Below are 17,278 nucleotides of genomic sequence, written 5' to 3' on the forward strand. Positions count from 1 at the left end.
TTTGAAAAAAACATAAAGATTTGCATCTTTTGATTCAGAAGTCCGGATTACACACACGAAAGTCTGGATAACGATATGATTTTTGCTTGTAAGCATCTTGGTTACTTGTAAAGTTCAAGGATGGAACCATAGAAGTCCGAATAACGTCCTTAGCGGTCCGGTAAACCCAATGTGAAGCAGTTTATACTGAAGCTATTCCAGAGATGACAGGTCCTACGGGAGAGCAGCATCAGTATATTTACAGGAGGGAAGGAAGAACCATGAGGACCAATCCACTTTATATTGGAAGAACGTTGGAGAGAATCAGGCGAAACTGGGGCCTTTACGTTTTGCTTTTTCCAGCGGTTCTGTTGACACTTTTATTTGCCTACAAGCCGATGTACGGCGTATTAATCGCTTTTAAGGACTACAGTCCGGCGTTGGGAATCGGAGACAGCCCTTGGGCTGGATTCAAATACTTTGAGAAATTCTTTCATTCCTATCAATTTACCAATACGATACGTAACACACTTGTGATCAGTCTGTACAGCTTGGCTACTTTTCCGATCCCAATTATGCTTGCACTACTGGTGAACCAGATGAGAGCAGGAAGATTCAAGAGGCTTTTTCAGACAGTCTCCTATATGCCTCACTTTATTTCAACGGTAGTTATGGTTGGGTTGATGCTGATCCTGTTCTCGCCAAGTACAGGGCTCGTTGGCAATATGTATCAGCTGTTTGGAGCACAAGCACCGGACTTAATGGGTTCATCAGCTCTGTTCAGCAGTGTGTATGTATGGTCTGACGTGTGGCAGCATGTCGGTTGGGATAGCATTATCTATATTGCCGCGCTGTCTGCCGTAGACCCAAGCCTCTATGAAGCGGCCACGGTTGATGGGGCAAGTCGATGGCACAAGGTTCGTTATATTGATATTCCGATGCTGCTGCCGACTGCCATCACGCTGCTTATTCTGCGGGTAGGCGGATTACTGGGCGTAGGATTTGAGAAGGTGTATCTGATGCAGAATGACCTGAACATTCTCTCAAGTGAGATTCTGTCTACTTATGTATACAAAATCGGGTTACTGAGCAGCCAATACAGCTTCTCCTCAGCGATAAACCTGTTTAATACCGTCATTAATTTCATTTTGCTTATTCTGGTCAACCAGTTGTCCAAGAAATATAGTGAAAACAGTCTATGGTAGGGGGGAGACAAACAAGATGAGCGTTATGGAACCGGCAGCAATGACCAGAACTCCCCGTACAAAACGTCGACCACGTGTTACGGTTGCAGAAGTTGTACTGTATGCCTTTGCTGTTCTTTTTCTGATTGCTATCATTTATCCGATCTATTTTATTGTCATCGCCTCGTTCAGTGATCCTTCATCTGTGGCTAACGGACAGGTGTGGGTTTTCCCCAAAGGTTTCACGCTTGAAGGGTATAGGGAACTGCTGCGACACGAAAATATCTGGATCGGATATCGAAATACCATTCTGTATACGGTGGTGGGAACACTCTTCGGGCTTGTCGTTAATATTTCGGCGGCTTACGCATTATCGAGAAAAGATCTGGTCGGGCGCAAATTTTTCTCGCTGTTCTTTATCTTTACGATGTTCTTCAGCGGCGGCTTGATTCCAACCTTCCTGACGATCCGCGACTTCCATCTCTATAACACGTTCCTGGTGATGGTGCTTCCGTTCTCCGTCGTGGTTTTCGACATGATCGTCGCCCGGACATTTTTCCAGACCAGTATTCCGGGAGATTTATGGGAAGCTGCCCAGATCGATGGCTGTGGTAACCTGCGGTATTTTGTACTCATCGTATTGCCGCTGTCCAAAGCAATCATCGCAGTCCTTGGACTATGGATTGCTGTAGGGTATTGGAATTCATATTTTAATGCCCTGATTTATCTAAAAGATCCGAATCTGTATCCGCTGCAACTAATTTTACGTAATATCCTCATCACGAATCAGATGCAGTCCGGCATGGGTACAGGAGAAGCAGCACAAGTTGCCCTGCGTCTTGCCAATTTGATGAGGTATTCCGTTATTATCATCGCTACAATTCCGATCATGTGTGTGTATCCGTTCATCCAAAAGTATTTCAATCAGGGGGTGATGATCGGCGCAGTGAAGGAATAAGGCGGGTTGAAATTCATTACGAATCAAGGGGGTTCCCAAATGGGGAAAAAGATAGGCAAGAAGTTATTCACCAAAATGAACAGCCTGCTTCTCGTGTCGGCCATGTTGGTCAGCGTTGTTGGTTGTAGTAGTGGAAATAGTAGTGAACCTGCGGAGACTACGATTTCAAGTGATTTTAACCAGGAAGGTCTTCCGATTGTCAATAAACCGGTCACACTCAAGGTACTGACGGTTCGTTGGGGGAATATGGGAGACACTTTTACACAGAACCAATGGCTCAAGGATTTGGAGAAGGATTCCAATGTGAAGATTGAGTGGCAGGTCATGTCCTCTAATGACTGGGGGGAGCAGAAATCCATTATGCTTGCCAGTGGTACACTCCCGGACATTATCTTGGGTGACCAGGTGTTCAGCGATTCGGACATTGTAAACAACCTGAGCTATTTCCGTCCACTGGATGAGTACATTGACTCGTATATGCCCAACTTGAAGGCTGCTATGCAAGAGACGCCAGATATGAAGAAAATCAGTACGTTTCCTGATGGCAAAATCTATTCCATGCCAACAAGACTGCCTGCCCGTCCGAAGAGCCGGAACCAGCCTGTAATTAATAAGGCTTGGCTTGATAAGCTGGGGCTGAAAGCACCAACGACAACAGAAGAACTGTATCAAGTGTTGAAAGCGTTTAAGGAAAAAGATCCGAATGGAAATGGAAAAAAGGACGAAATTCCGTACACGGAAACGGGTCTGAATGTGGATTTCCTCAATCCATTTGGAATCACTGACATTAATGCCAGCAGTATGATTGTGCAGGACGGTAAACCGGTCTTCTTCCCAACGACTGACGCCTATAAAGAAGCTCTTATTTATACACACAAGCTGTATTCAGAAGGGTTGATTGATCAGGAACTGTTCACACAAGACAATACAATGACATCAGCCAAATGGCAAAATGCAGACATTCCAATCGTCGGCTTCAGCAACCAGTGGACACCCGATGCGGTATTTGGCAAGTGGAGCGACGAATATGAAGCGATTGCGCCTATTGCCGGACCTGATGGCAAACGCTATCAACCAGGTGATCCAGGCGGTATGAATCTGGCCCGTAATGAACTGCTGATTACAAGTTCATGTACTGTTCCAGAAGTAGCGGCACGCTGGGCTGATCAGTTCTATTCCAACGAAGCCAGCATTCAGAATTTCTGGGGTGCGATCGGAACTGTAATTAAGAAAAATGATGATGGCACATATACGCTGATGGACCCGCCAGCAGGCACTAGCGCCGATGCTTGGTACTGGGATCAATCCCTGCGTGATTTCGGACCCAAATATGTAAGCCCTTCCTTTGAAGAAAAAATTAAGCTTAATCCGAAGGCTGGTGACGGACTCAAGCTGCAAATTGATCAGTTGGGCAGTGCCGATGTAACGACACCTTATCCTAAGGTTATGTACAATGCTGAAGAGTTCCAGGAGCTGCCAACGCTGACAACGGATATTGACGGTTATGTAGCGACGATGCGAGCTCAGTGGGTAACCAAAGGCGGCATCGAAGACGGCTGGGATGCTTATATCAAAAAGTTGAATGATATGGGACTTGAACAGTTACTGACCATCCGTAATGATGCCTTCGAACGTTATATGAACGTCAAATAGAGTGGAGTTCAGTCACATCATTCATTGATTAAATAACAAACAGGTGCACTTCCTTATTGAAGGAGGGCACCTGTTTGTTCGTTTAAGATCTGCGTTTCAATAATAAAACGCCACTGATGCTCGATGTTTTTTTGCTATACACCACTTTAAAACCAATATCATTGTCCAGCAAACAGTTTAAGGCATTAATCAGCAATGCACCACGCACCAGTGTGAAGGTACAAGGGGATGTGTTCCCAATCACACGCACACTTCTGATTCGGCGAGCAGAACCGGGAACGAGCGGATTTCTGGACCAGTAGATCAATACCAAATCCGGTTGTGGAACAGCTTTTACACTAGCCATCCTCATCATCTCTTTTCTATTAGATTCTTTATAGTAAATGAAAAGGGAATGAGGAAGGTGCTAGACAAAGGACGCGATATTTCATAAATGGGACAATCCCCAGTTATACCCATTGATAAGTTCATGCAATTCATATTTGTAATTCACACACATGATTCGGACCAAAGTATGGTGTATCAGTCAATCATAAGTGTACTTCCAGTCCCATACATATAATGCTGGAGGTGATTGGAATGAGCAAGGAACCCATGGATGAGAACAAAAAGATAGAACAGCGAAATGCCTTTCTTCGGGATAATAACGGAAAAGAGATGTCTTCCAACGAAGGGGTTAAAATATCGGATGATAGTAACTCGCTAAAAGCGGGGGATCGCGGACCCACGCTGCTTGAAGATTTTCTGATGCGTGAGAAACTGTCTCACTTTGACCGGGAACGCATTCCGGAGAGAGTTGTGCATGCCCGGGGATATGGAGCCTACGGTGAATTTGAGTTATATGAGTCACTTGAAGAGTTAACGATGGCACATTTTCTTCAGGATCCCGGTGTGAAGACACCGCTATTCGTTCGTTTTTCCGAGGTTGCAGGCTCCAAAGGAGTGAACGAAACGAATCGGGATGTGCGTGGGTTTTCAGTGAAGTTTTATACCGAAGAAGGCAACTTTGATCTGGTCGGCAATAATATTCCGATCTTCTTCATTCAGGATGGGATCAAGTTCCCGGATTTGATTCATGCACTGAAGCCGGAACCCAATAATGAAATTCCACAAGGCTCCACTGCGCACGATACCTTCTGGGACTTCATCGCCAATAATCAGGAGTCGGCAGCGATGGTCATGTGGATTATGTCGGATCGCACGATACCGCGAAGCTTTCGAATGATGCAGGGATTTGGAGTACATACCTTCCGGCTGGTGAACAAAGAAGGCAAATCCAGATTCGTGAAATTTCATTGGAGGCCTGTACTTGGCATGCATTCTTTTGTGTGGGATGAGGCGCAGAAGCTGGGCGGTGCGGACCCGGATTTTCATCGCAGGGACCTGTGGGAGAATATCAATGCAGGTAACTTTGCTGAGTTCGAACTTGGAATACAGGTGCTGGAGGAAGCGGATGAATTCAAGTTTGATTTTGATATTTTGGATGCAACGAAATTATGGCCAGAAGAAGACATTCCGGTACGAATCATTGGCAAAATGACGATTAACCAAAATGTCGAGAATGTATTTGCGGAAACGGAACAGTCGGCTTTCCATCCTGGCAACATTGTACGTGGCATTGATTTCAGCAATGATCCACTGCTTCAAGGCCGGCTATTCTCGTATACGGATACACAATTGGCAAGGGTGGGCACGAATTATCAGGAATTGCCGATCAATCGTCCCGTGTGCCCTGTACATAACAACCAGAGAGACGGTGCTTCCCGCTACACCATTGATCGAGGAAGAGTCGCCTATCACGATAACTCTCTTGCCAATAATTCTCCCTATACTGTGCCCGGTACAAAAGGTGGGTTTGTAACGTATCCTTCCACGGTGCAAGGTCTCAAGGAACGAAAAACGGCAGCTAGTTTCCTGGATCATTTCTCACAGGCACGTTTATTCTGGAACAGCATGACTGGTGTGGAGAAGGGTCATATCATTCAGGCACTCACGTTTGAGCTTGGGAAAGTAAAAGATGTTTCGATTCGCCAACAGGTCGTCGATATGTTAGGGAATATCAGCACAGAGCTGGCAACCATTCTGGCTCGCGAGCTTGGAGTCGCTGTACCTAAGGTTTCCGAATCTACGGTGACAAAATCCTCCCCTGCGCTAAGCATGGCCAATACCGTATTTTCTCCCAAGACACTGCGCGTCGGGGTGATTGTCGGTGAAGGATTTGATGGTCCCAGCACACAATACATTTTGGATGAGTTTAAGAGCGCGGGACTTCGTCCAGTCATTGTTCATGAAAGACAAGGTGTGGTCCATGGAACGAGCGGTGTGGAGTTGAAAGTGGATGACAGCTTTTTGACCGGATCACCTTTAGTATATGATGGGTTATTCATTGTTGGAGGACAGAAGGAAGATAATTATTTTCAGAAATACACCCGATCCTATGCCATTGAAACGTACAATCATTTTAAACCGGTAGGAGCTACACCGACGGGGGAGGCACTGATCCAGCCAGTCGGTATTATCGGCAAACCTGGCGTCATTGTGGAACAACAACCAGCGGCGTTTGCAGAGCAATTCATTCAAGCAATGACCCAGCAACGCTTTTGGGATCGAACGTAATTAGGTGGGATAAACTGGACATGGGAAGTTCAGGCGTCTAAACTGTATAGAACGATACAACCAAGAAGGGATGCTCCGATCCAAACCATGTTGCAGAAATTCGGTTTTACACAATATGAAAGTCAGGTATATGAGGCCATATTTGCGCAGGATGCACCGCTCGATGCCACATCCATTGTTAATTACTCCAATGTACCCAAGGCTAAGATATACGAAGTGCTTAATCGGCTTATTGATAAGGGAATCGTCCTAACAACTATGCATGGGAAGAAAAAATTGTACATGGCGGTTGATCTTCAGTCCATTATCCTCAAAATTAGGGCTGACTTTGAGAAGGATATTGAGGAATTAAAGACATATAAAATCAAACGTACATTCACAGATGAACATATCTGGACATTGAAGGATGCATCATCCATTGCATCGAACATTGAACAGCTCATTGAGGAAGCGGATTCGTATATCCTTTTTCTGGCCTGGAACGAGCAAATGGAGAAATACCGGGAGCTTCTGGAGAGAAAAGAGGCCGAAGGGGTACATGTAGAGGTCTTGGCTGTAGGAGGACTGCAAACGTCTCTAACCCATAAATATTCGTTAATTCCGATGCTTGAGGACAGTAATCTTGAGCCCTCGCAGCTAATCATTGTTGACCATGGCTATCTCTTGTTTGCAGGAATCGAACATGATTCATGGAAGGCCATCAAGACAACGTCCAAACCGATTGTTAAAGCAATGACGGATTATTTCTATCATGACGTCGCTCTTACTCAAATTACCAAAAAATATGGTGACCAGCTGCTTCAGGACGAAGAAATCGCACGTCTGCTGGCGCGATTAATTTATTAAAACGATGGTTCCAAAGCTATTCTTTCGGAGAATAGCTTTTTTGTATTGAAATCTTCTCTTGATTAAGTTACTATCGTAGTTGTAACTTTCGAGGAGGCTTCAAAAATGAATAAAAAAGTATATGTCCTGGCAATCGCGGCATTTGTGGTTGGTACCGTTGAACTCATTTTAGGCGGGATTCTGGACTTGATTGCAACAGATCTTCATCTGACCTTGGCCAAAGCCGGGTATTTAATTTCCATCTTCTCCCTTGTCTATGCGTTATCTGCGCCTATTTTGTTAAATATGACGGCTAGATTCGAACGTAAAAAAGTATATATGTGCACTTTATTCGTTTTTCTAATCAGCAATCTCATCTCTGCGTTCAGTGCTAATTTCTATATTCTTTTGGCAGGCAGAGCATTGGGGGCTGCAACGGGCTCGCTGATTTTTGTCCTGTCTTTGACGCTCGCAGCTCGTATTGTGGAGCCCCAATATAAAGGGCGTGCTGTGGGAATAATCACGATGGGAGGAAGTGCATCACTGATTCTGGGGGTACCTCTCGGAATCTTTGTGGGTAATATCGCAGGATGGCGTGAAGTGTTTATGTTGATCGCGATTTTGACTGCAGTAGTCATGGTTGCCATTGGCATTGCCATGGATCGTGTGCAGCCGATTCCGGCAGTATCCCTGAAGAAGCAGCTTACTGCTCTATGGAACCCGAAAATGCTGGCAATCCATGTTACAACATTGCTTGTGCTCGCAGGACACTTAACGTTATATGCTTATTTCACACCATTTCTCCAGGAAGCGCTGGGAGCCAGCTCAACAATGGTCACCTTTATCTATATGATGTTTGGTATCGCTGCTGTGGCAGGGGGAGGAATCGGCGGCATATTATCAGATCGCTTGCACCCAGCCAAAGCCATTATTATCGTGCTGATACCCTTTATCATAAGCATGGCGGTTATTCCATTTAGTACCGGGTTGCCTTTAATTGCCTTCTTGATTCTGCTAAGTATCTGGAGTGCATTAAGCTGGACCGTTACACCGGTACAGAATAGTCTGATTATCAAAACCTCACCGGCAACGGCTGAAACGTTAATTAGCACCAATTCAGGCATTGCACATGCTGGTATTGCTCTGGGAACCTATATAGGTGGGATGGTTATCGATCATTCGTCCATTATGTATACAGGATGGGTGGGATCGGTTCTGATCCTTATGGGTCTGGTGTCGGCCGTTTACGCAATTAGTCGCAAGGAGCAAACTGTTCAGGCGGCTGGATAATGTGTTGATTTAAAAGTTGTCTTTGCAAACTGCTATATATTTTTTTACTTCAGCAAACCTCTGCGATCCAATAATTATTGGATCGCAGAGGTTTTTTTAATAACATTAGGCATAATATCTCTATATTCAATTTGCAAAGGAACTTGATTTATTTAGGTTATCCCATATAATTATTATAGCTTTATAAAGTATCTTAATTTAACGGTTCAAAAATTAATATAGACGTAAAGGGGAAACAATCATGAGCAGTATTACAACAAAATCGGAAAAACAAAAGATGATCGATGGTGAGCTGTACTTGGCTTCCGATCCCCAATTGTCTGAAGACAGGGAACATGCTAGAAAAATGACACGCATGTACAATCAGACTACAGAAACAGATGGTGAGCTCCGTACAAAAGTATTGAAAGAGCTATTGGGTTCAACGGGTGAACACCTGAGCATGGAACCGAACATTCATTTTGACTATGGATACAACATTCATGTTGGAGAGCATTTCTATACCAACTTTAACTGTACGATACTTGACGTATGTGAAGTGCGCATTGGGGATAACTGTTTAATGGGACCTGATGTTCACATATATACTGCTACCCATCCCTTGAATCCATTCGAACGGATAACAGGTGCAGAGTATGGTAAGCCAGTAACCATAGGAAATAATGTATGGATCGGAGGCAGGGCAGTCATTAATCCAGGGGTCACCATTGGGGACAATGTCGTTATTGCTTCCGGTGCCGTAGTCACAAAAGATGTTCCGGACAATATGATTGTTGGTGGAAATCCTGCTAGAATCATTAGAGAGATAGAGCTTTAATCTATTCATTTTGGACAGAAGAGTTGGAGGCATAAGAATTCATGACTGAAAAAGAGAAATCACAACTGGGACTACTGTATAATGCGAATTACGACAAAGAATTAATTGATGAGCGGTTGTACGCGAAGGGACTTTGTTACGAGTACAATCAGCTTCATCCAGGTAAGATCACTGAGAGAGAAGTATTGATCAAAAAGTTGCTTGGAAAAACGACGGATCGTTTCCTGATCGAGCAGCCATTTGTATGTGACTACGGCTATAACATTGAAATTGGCGAGAACTTTTATAGCAATCATAATATAGTTATGCTGGATAGAGCTAAAATCCGGTTTGGTGACAACGTTTTTGTTGCACCGAATTGTGGATTCTACACTGCTGGTCATCCTTATGATGTGGAACAACGTAACGAAGGGCTTGAAATTGTAGGTCCCATCACAGTGGGCAATAATGTATGGATTGGTGGCGGCGTGACTGTGCTTGCGGGTGTGACCATTGGAGATAACACAATCATCGGTGCAGGAAGTGTAGTTACCAGAGACATTCCTTCGGATGTAATTGCTGCGGGTAATCCATGCAGAGTGATTCGCAAAATAACGGAAGCAGACAAAACGAAGTATAGAAGAAGCTAACACAAATGTATACGAACCCTCAGAATGCCCGATGTTTTTTCATCGGGTGTTTTTAAACCCTTTGGAGATATTGTATAGTTACTACATTGGAGAAGAAACTATGGAGTAGGGGTGCTTATGAAAATAGCGAACGCGTATTTGATGAAAGAAATTAATATAAACCATGTACGCCAGGTCATGAAACGGGTAGAAACAGCAACCAAGCCACAACTGGCCTCTTTGACCAAGCTCAGTGTAGTAACCGTCAATTCACTGGTCAAAGAGTTGTGTGAACTGGGTGAACTGTTTGAGGACGAGACAGTACCTTCCAACGGGGGGAGACCTGCATTAACCTACAGATATAATTACGATTTTAGCTTGGCTTTGGTCATGTATATCAACGAAAAGCAGGGGCAGGATTTGATCACAGCCACTGTCATTAACTTAGAGGATAACATGGTGTTCAGAGAAGAATATACGATGCCCGCCTTTGACCAGACACACTTCTATGAAATCATTGGGAACGTACTGGCTCAACATGCTTCCATTAAAGTCATCGGTATCGGTATTCCGGGGCAAACCGTGAATGGGGAAATTACGGTGAGCAGTCACCGGCAGTTAGAAGGTGTCCGCATGATTGAAGATCTTGAAGCACAGTTCGGATTACCAGTCATGGTGGAAAATGATGTGAACGCTGCAATTAGCGGATATTGCGCAAAAAAAGAGTTAGACGAGGATCAGTGTGTCATCGGAATTTATTTTCCAACCAAATATCCTCCAGGCATGGGCATTTATGTGGACGGTAAAGTGATCAAAGGAAAACTTGGCATGGCCGGGGAAGTCAAATACCTTCCTATGGGAATTGATTGGTATGATACAGTGGAAAAGGAAGCGTTTATTGCAACGGTATGCAAAATGATTCAAATGGTAAATGCGATTCTTGCTCCAGACCAGGTTGTGATTTACCAGAAGATGGTTGAAGAAGATGCAGTGGTTCAAGCGTGGCAAATGTATCAAGGCGATCTGTCGATGCCATCTTATCCTGACATCATTCTGATCGATTCCTTCCAGGAAGACTTTGAAGCAGGGATGAGATGGTTAACGTTGAAATCGTTGGAACCGGACCTGGTCCAATTCAACTGAAGACGGGACTCCCATATTAATAAAAATCCCTCAGCAGAAAACAATACATCATCACATCGTATACCAATGCATGTCCTTGTTTTCTGCTGGGGGAGAGCAGGAATGTACCTGCTCCAGGTGTATCCATTCTTAGCGTTTCAGGCTTTTGCCATTACTGCCGATGACATCTTTGTACCAGTGGAACGACTTTTTGCGATACCGTTCGAGTGTTCCTGAACCATCGTCATGGCGATCAACATAGATATAACCATAACGCTTTTTCAATTGTGCTGACGAAGCACTGACCACATCAATACATCCCCAGGACGTATAACCCATAACTTCAACGCCGTCTTCAATGGCTTCCCCGACCTGAACAAGATGATCATTCAAGTACTGAATGCGATAGTCATCTTCAACTGTCTTTTCACCATCAGATCCGGTAATAAGCTCGTCCACAGCGCCCAACCCATTTTCCACAATAAAGAGTGGTTTCTGATAACGGTCATAGAACATATTCAAAACATAACGCAGTCCTTGCGGATCGATCTGCCATCCCCATTCACTTGCAGGCAAGTAAGGGTTAGGTATACCTCCAAGCAGGTTACCTTCACCTGCGACTTGTTTATCCGGATCAGCCGTTTGGCAGATACTCATGTAATAGCTGAAAGAAATGAAGTCGACGGTATGGAGCAACATGTCTTCGTCGCCATCTTCCATCTGAATCTGGATTCCATTTTCACGGAAGTAACGTTTCATGTATCCAGGATAGCGGCCTCTCACATGTACATCTCCGAAGAAATAATTGCTGTGTTCGAATTCCATCACTTTAATCATGTCATCGGGATTCGGTGTTAGTGGATAGGTCGGCATACTGAGCATCATACAACCAATCTGTGCAGTTGGAATGATCTCATGACAGAGTTTCACAGCAGAAGCGCTGGCTACAAACTCATGGTGTATTGCCTGATAAAGATCCTGCTTGCTCAATTTCTCTTTTGGTGTGTAGATCCCACCGCTCATGAATGGTGCTTCCAGAATCGAATTGATTTCGTTGAACGTGAGCCAATATTTCACTTTATTTTGATAACGTTTAAATACAGCAGTCACATAACGCTCGTAGAAGCCGACCATCTTCCGATTAACCCAGCCATCATATTCCTTGGAGAGATGGAGAGGTGTCTCGTAGTGGGAAAGGGTGACCAGTGGTTCGATTCCGTATTTAAGACACTCGTCAAAGAGATCATCATAGAATTGAAGGCCTTCTTCATTGGGTTCCAGCTCATCGCCTTTAGGGAAAATACGGGACCAGGCGATGGAAGTACGGAATACCTTGAATCCCATCTCAGCGAACAGCTTCACGTCTTCTTTATAACGGTGATAGAGGTCAATCCCGATCAGTTTCATGTTATCTTCAGTCGGTTCTTCAGTAATGGGACCCATGATACCTTTGGGAGCCACATCCTGAGTGGACAAACCTTTGCCACCTAGATTATATGCACCTTCAGCCTGGTTGGCGGCAATCGCACCACCCCACAGAAAGTTTTCAGGGAAATGAAATGATGGATGTTGAGAATGAGTCATGTGTATCGCTCCAATCGTTATGAATTCGTTGTGAATATTACATACAGCAGCACTGCATAAAAAAAGCTTAATCGTTGGAACGGGTTACACGTCAAGTTTTACTTTTTATTTATTTTGAGGCAAACTGTAAATCATCATAGAAAGTCAGCAAGAAAGGAGACTTCATGTGTCCAAGTTCGATGAAATTATGAAGCTGTCCGGCTACTCGAAGGCCACGGTGTCCAGAGTAATTAATCATTCACCACATGTGAGTGACGAGGCCCGGCAGAAAATAACGCAAATCATGAAACAGCTCAACTATATCCCGAACCGAAATGCCGTTTCGTTATCTACCGGACAGACCAAGCAAATTGGAATTGTCACATCCGCAACCAACGAAATTATTATTACGTTCATGAATCAATTCATTGATACAGCGATGGATTATGGATTCCAGACCCTGATCTATACTTCGCGTGGAGATAAAGAGATTGAATTGCAGGCGTTCGAGGATCTGCGGAGTAAACGAGTAGATGGACTGGTGATTATGACCTGTGTCAATCATCCAGACAAACTGAAAGCCTACTGCGAGTATGGTCCGATTGTATCTTGGCAGCGGATGGGAGATGACGAAATTCCGTCAGTGGCTATAGACCAGGCGCAAGGCTACAGGCTAGCTCTTGAACATCTGGTGTCCAAAGGCTATACCCGCATTGCCAATGCCTTTGGCAGAGCAGAAAGCCTGAATACTCAGAGTCGGCGGGAAGCCTATGAATCATTTATGGCAGATAAGGGTCTGCCTGTATTGCGTGAAGCTTATCAATATTCCGTGTTCAGCTCATCTGACGGAGAAGAGGCGATGCGAAGAATGGCAAGTGGGCCAGAACTTCCTCAAGCGGTGTTATGTTCGAATGATTATGCAGCAATTGGAATCTGGTCCGAAGCACGCAAACAGAATATACAAGTTCCTGAACAACTTGCTATTGTTGGTTTCGATGACATTGAGTTGTCGCGTGTGCTTGGAATAACAACCATACATAATCCAATTGCAGAACAAGCTACGCAGGCCTTTCATCGATTATGGGCCGTCCTTGGCAAGCAGGAGCTACAGCCTCAGCAATTGGAATTTCAACTGATAGAACGTGCAACCACCTAAATTTTTTTGGGGAAAAGCACATCATTGCATACGAATTCTTACACCTTTTAGAGAACGTAGCATAGCAAAGGAGGGATCGTTATGGCACGTGTTTTATTTATTAACGGTGGATCAGAGGGTCATGTCAATCCAACAATTGGCGTCGTGCAAGAGCTTATTTCACGCGGGGAAGAGGTCGTGTACTTCACTATAGAAGCTTATCGGGAACGTATGGAAAAGACGGGGGCTATAGTCCGAACCTTTGACGGTCAAAAATTCATTAAAGCCTTTGTCTCAGGTGGCAGAGATTATGTGCTCGAGCGAGTCAACGGTCTTTTACTTACGGCAGATATCGTCATTCCGAGCGTGCTTGAACAGATTAAGGGTGAACATTTTGACTACATCATCCATGATTCCATGTTTGGCTGCGGACGTTTACTTGCGCAAATTCTGAAGCTGCCTGCAATTAATTCATGCACTTCTTTTGCGCAGAATGAAGAATCTTTCGATCATTTGATGCAACACTTTTTCTTAAATGTTCCTACCGAAATCGCCCAACCTATAAACGATACACTCCATAGCCTGACGATCAGGTTACAGGAAAAATATGATGTGGAGATTGCTTCTCCCTACGAAGTGTTTTGCAATCCCGCGCCGCTTACCATCGTATATACAACAAGGGAATTTCAGCCTTATGGAGATGCATTCGACCACACGTATCATTTTGTAGGTCCGTCCATCTTCTCGCGATTAACGCATGAAGACTTCGACCTGACAGCAATTAAAGGGAAAAGACCTATTTACATTTCACTGGGTACAATTTTTAACCAAGCTCTTGATTTCTATAAGCTTTGCTTGGAAGCATTGGGGAATACCGATCATACAATCGTCATGTCTGTAGGGGATAGAACACAAATTACGGATCTGGGAGAAATTCCGGGGAATTTTATGGTTAAACGTTATGTTCCACAAATGGATGTATTGCAGTCCGCTAAATTATTTATTACACATGGCGGGATGAACAGTACCAATGAAGGTTTATATTATGGGGTTCCCCTCATTATACTCCCTCAAAGCGCCGATCAGCCGATCATCGCTGAGCAGGTTGTTAGTAGAGGAGCAGGTATCAGCTTACAAATGCAAACCTTGACTGCCAGTCAGCTGCGTGAAGCTGTGGATCATGTGTTGAGCGTTCCTTCTTTTGAGAAAGCTGCTGCGAATTTGAGGGAATCCTTTCGAAAATCAGGCGGATATCATTATGCTGTTGATGCGATTTTTGAATTTAAAACTCAACATTTCATTCACGGATAGTTCAGTCATTAATTATTCAAAATTGAAGCATTTCCGGACCTGAACCATGCGGTATACTGAACAAGACGTTTCAAGAGAAGCTGCATTATTATAGATGATGTGGCTTCAAGTTGAAACATGTTTTAACAAGTTACACATTTCACAAACTAGCCGCTGGAAAGGTGAGATTGAACAGGATGAAGACAGTGACGGGTCGATTTAGAATTGCAGGCATTTGGGAAGGTATATCATTGCTGCTGTTGATTTTTATAGCCATGCCGCTAAAATATTTAGCCGATATGTCTTCCCCAGTAATGATTATGGGTATGATTCACGGTATTCTTTTTCCGCTATATCTGATTACACTTGTGCATTTGGCAGTTGTGAAGAAGTGGAAAGCTTCACGCTGGTTCATGGGATTGGTAGCAGGCTTATTGCCTTTTGGAACATTTGTATTCGAATCCTATCTTCGCAAGAGGGATTGGAAGTAAAGATTGCTGAAAAGAACAATGACAATGACAGCAGGCGACCAACCCGGATGTTATCCGAACTGGCCGCCTGCTGATTTTCTGTACAAATTCTTTCTTGGAAAGAGTGCGAACGCTTATTTTACTGTGCCTGATTGACGATCGGATAGCAGGCTAACTCCAATATCACCAGAGGCATCAGATGCAGATGCAGGTGCATACGCGGAGAAGGAGATAACAGCAATCAGGGCAGTAAGCAGAAAAACAAATGATTTTTTCATACAATAACCTCTTTTCATATGGGATGATCTTCCAACTTCATTTTAATGCAGATAGGCTGTGTTTGAAAAGAAAATGTTTAGGTGAGTGCGAGATTTGTACAGTCAATCATTCGTGATAAACTATAGTTTAACTATAGTTGCCAACTGACCGAAAGGGATGACCCCTATGAAAGAGCTCCATACTTTAACATCCATAGAAATGATCGAAGAAATGATTAAGCAACATGAATTGGTTTTTTTGTACGTATCACGGCCAGAGTGCAGTGTATGTCACGCCTTACTCCCTAAGATTAGGGAGTTACTTGAACCGTATCCAATGGTGCACTTGGCCCACATCAATGCTAACCAAGTAGAAGAGGTGGCGTCCAGGTTTCTTATTTTCACAGTTCCCACGATGATTATGTTGGTGGAGCAGAAGGAGTATATTCGAGCCGATCGTTTTGTTCGCTTTGATCGATTGGAAGAGCAGGTACAACAAATTTATCGTATGTACACCCAGAACGGGGAATTAGAAGCATGATTATCGGCAGCTCATATATGAGCTGCTTTTTTTGCATAATATGCCATGAACATAGGGTGAACGCTTATACACGTAGTCCCACTTTGGAATAAAATACAGTATTAAATTGTATGAGGAAGAAGTGAGCGGATTGAGAATCGATTTGGGTAGCGGAAAAAATAAACACCAAAATTGTACGGGAATTGATCGAATAGCATATCCCACGACTAACATTGTTCACGATATCAATTCGCCCCTCCCGATTGATGATAACTGTGCCACATTTGTGATGTGTTCACACAGCTTGCAATATGTTGATCATTTGCAGCAGGTGATGGAGGAAATATACAGGATTAGTACACACAAAGCGATTGTCTGTATCGTAGCCCCCTATGCACATGTAACCTCACATATGGTTAATCCCCATTTCAAGCAGTTGTTTAATGAATACATGCCCCAATTCTGGACTTCTCAGGTCAATGAAATACATGATGACAAGTCACCTTTGTATAGTTCAGATCGCCTGCAGCTTCAGGAGGAGACAGTAGAATCCCCTATCGATTTCAGGTTGCTCAACATGGAGTTTTTCTATTTCCCTTCCTATCACGGTTTATACAATGAAACGGAACTGGAACTGTTACGACACTCCCAACTGAATGTAGCTTATCAGATTATGTATCATCTCCTTGTTGTAAAGCAGTCGATTTCAGATGCCGAAGTTGCTGGATACCAATCAAGCGAACTGCTGGAGGAGCCGGATTACATCAAAGAGCAAAGAATTCAATATCAGGATCAGGAAGGACTGGAGAAGCCCTTTTATCTGGAACACTTGTCTCCCACATTAGGGCAAGAGAAGCGTGAAATACCAGAGAAAAAACTCCCCTTACCGCAACGCAGTAAGAGGAGTGTAGGCACGACAGTTAACCGTCGTTTAAAGTCCGGACGCAAAAGCAATATGCGATCACCAAAGCGGAAAAAGAAAAGAGATTGA

At 43.9% G+C, this 17,278-nt stretch carries 17 protein-coding genes; 14 read left to right on the forward strand and 3 right to left on the reverse strand.

Annotation, left to right across the window (positions count from 1 at the left end; all coding sequences use genetic code 11):
- The first annotated feature begins 260 nt into the window (after positions 1-260).
- Genes BLV50_RS04000 through BLV50_RS04010 form a run of 3 tightly spaced genes read left to right on the forward strand, consistent with a single transcriptional unit; the run spans position 261 to position 3,774 of the window.
- On the forward strand, positions 261-1,184 hold the full coding sequence (locus tag BLV50_RS04000; RefSeq protein ID WP_063563576.1) for an ABC transporter permease: 924 nt from the start codon (positions 261-263) through the stop codon (positions 1,182-1,184).
- A gap of 40 nt (positions 1,185-1,224) precedes the next feature.
- A complete protein-coding gene (locus tag BLV50_RS04005; protein ID WP_063563637.1) occupies positions 1,225-2,121 on the forward strand; it encodes a carbohydrate ABC transporter permease in 897 nt (298 codons plus the stop codon).
- Between the two features lie 39 nt (positions 2,122-2,160).
- The gene (locus BLV50_RS04010) at positions 2,161-3,774 is read left to right on the forward strand and encodes a type 2 periplasmic-binding domain-containing protein (RefSeq protein ID WP_090806038.1); all 1,614 of its coding nucleotides are present in this window, start codon (positions 2,161-2,163) and stop codon (positions 3,772-3,774) included.
- Between the two features lie 82 nt (positions 3,775-3,856).
- On the opposite strand, the gene BLV50_RS04015 is transcribed toward BLV50_RS04010, so the two are convergent.
- Positions 3,857-4,120: a hypothetical protein gene (locus BLV50_RS04015; protein WP_063563578.1), complete on the reverse strand. Its 264-nt coding sequence runs from the start codon at positions 4,118-4,120 to the stop codon at positions 3,857-3,859.
- Positions 4,121-4,353: 233 nt separating this feature from the next.
- On the opposite strand from BLV50_RS04015, the gene BLV50_RS04020 reads away from it, so the two are divergent.
- From BLV50_RS04020 to BLV50_RS04045, 6 genes are all read left to right on the forward strand, one after another.
- A complete protein-coding gene (locus tag BLV50_RS04020) occupies positions 4,354-6,390 on the forward strand; it encodes a catalase (RefSeq protein WP_371129217.1) in 2,037 nt (678 codons plus the stop codon).
- Between the two features lie 87 nt (positions 6,391-6,477).
- Positions 6,478-7,236, forward strand: coding sequence for a TrmB family transcriptional regulator (locus tag BLV50_RS04025; protein WP_064638684.1), 759 nt, complete (start codon positions 6,478-6,480; stop codon positions 7,234-7,236).
- 105 nt (positions 7,237-7,341) lie between these two features.
- The gene (locus tag BLV50_RS04030) at positions 7,342-8,505 is read left to right on the forward strand and encodes an MFS transporter (RefSeq protein WP_090806041.1); all 1,164 of its coding nucleotides are present in this window, start codon (positions 7,342-7,344) and stop codon (positions 8,503-8,505) included.
- A 241-nt stretch (positions 8,506-8,746) separates the two neighbouring features.
- Positions 8,747-9,322 (forward strand): sugar O-acetyltransferase, encoded by a 576-nt coding sequence (locus BLV50_RS04035; RefSeq protein ID WP_177031112.1) that lies wholly within the window; start codon positions 8,747-8,749, stop codon positions 9,320-9,322.
- A 41-nt stretch (positions 9,323-9,363) separates the two neighbouring features.
- The gene (locus BLV50_RS04040) at positions 9,364-9,951 is read left to right on the forward strand and encodes a sugar O-acetyltransferase (protein WP_090806043.1); all 588 of its coding nucleotides are present in this window, start codon (positions 9,364-9,366) and stop codon (positions 9,949-9,951) included.
- A gap of 117 nt (positions 9,952-10,068) precedes the next feature.
- Positions 10,069-11,073, forward strand: coding sequence for an ROK family protein (locus BLV50_RS04045; RefSeq protein WP_090806045.1), 1,005 nt, complete (start codon positions 10,069-10,071; stop codon positions 11,071-11,073).
- Between the two features lie 129 nt (positions 11,074-11,202).
- Here the strand turns inward: BLV50_RS04045 and BLV50_RS04050 are convergent, their stop codons facing one another.
- A complete protein-coding gene (locus BLV50_RS04050; RefSeq protein ID WP_072732692.1) occupies positions 11,203-12,636 on the reverse strand; it encodes a glycoside hydrolase family 1 protein in 1,434 nt (477 codons plus the stop codon).
- Positions 12,637-12,802: 166 nt separating this feature from the next.
- On the opposite strand from BLV50_RS04050, the gene BLV50_RS04055 reads away from it, so the two are divergent.
- From BLV50_RS04055 to BLV50_RS04065, 3 genes are all read left to right on the forward strand, one after another.
- On the forward strand, positions 12,803-13,771 hold the full coding sequence (locus tag BLV50_RS04055) for a LacI family DNA-binding transcriptional regulator (protein WP_090806047.1): 969 nt from the start codon (positions 12,803-12,805) through the stop codon (positions 13,769-13,771).
- An 81-nt stretch (positions 13,772-13,852) separates the two neighbouring features.
- Positions 13,853-15,061 (forward strand): macrolide family glycosyltransferase, encoded by a 1,209-nt coding sequence (locus BLV50_RS04060; protein WP_090806049.1) that lies wholly within the window; start codon positions 13,853-13,855, stop codon positions 15,059-15,061.
- Between the two features lie 176 nt (positions 15,062-15,237).
- Positions 15,238-15,531, forward strand: coding sequence for a DUF3817 domain-containing protein (locus BLV50_RS04065; protein WP_090806051.1), 294 nt, complete (start codon positions 15,238-15,240; stop codon positions 15,529-15,531).
- A 113-nt stretch (positions 15,532-15,644) separates the two neighbouring features.
- Here the strand turns inward: BLV50_RS04065 and BLV50_RS32655 are convergent, their stop codons facing one another.
- A complete protein-coding gene (locus BLV50_RS32655) occupies positions 15,645-15,788 on the reverse strand; it encodes a hypothetical protein (protein WP_176854328.1) in 144 nt (47 codons plus the stop codon).
- Positions 15,789-15,999: 211 nt separating this feature from the next.
- Between BLV50_RS32655 and BLV50_RS04070 the strand changes: the two genes are divergently transcribed.
- Both BLV50_RS04070 and BLV50_RS04075 read left to right on the forward strand, forming a co-directional pair.
- Positions 16,000-16,308 (forward strand): thioredoxin family protein, encoded by a 309-nt coding sequence (locus BLV50_RS04070; protein ID WP_306454171.1) that lies wholly within the window; start codon positions 16,000-16,002, stop codon positions 16,306-16,308.
- 121 nt (positions 16,309-16,429) lie between these two features.
- Positions 16,430-17,278: a methyltransferase domain-containing protein gene (locus BLV50_RS04075; RefSeq protein ID WP_176854330.1), complete on the forward strand. Its 849-nt coding sequence runs from the start codon at positions 16,430-16,432 to the stop codon at positions 17,276-17,278.

The sequence above is a fragment of the Paenibacillus sp. 276b genome, from assembly GCF_900107875.1.
GTDB classification, from domain to species: Bacteria; Bacillota; Bacilli; order Paenibacillales; family Paenibacillaceae; genus Paenibacillus; species Paenibacillus marchantiae.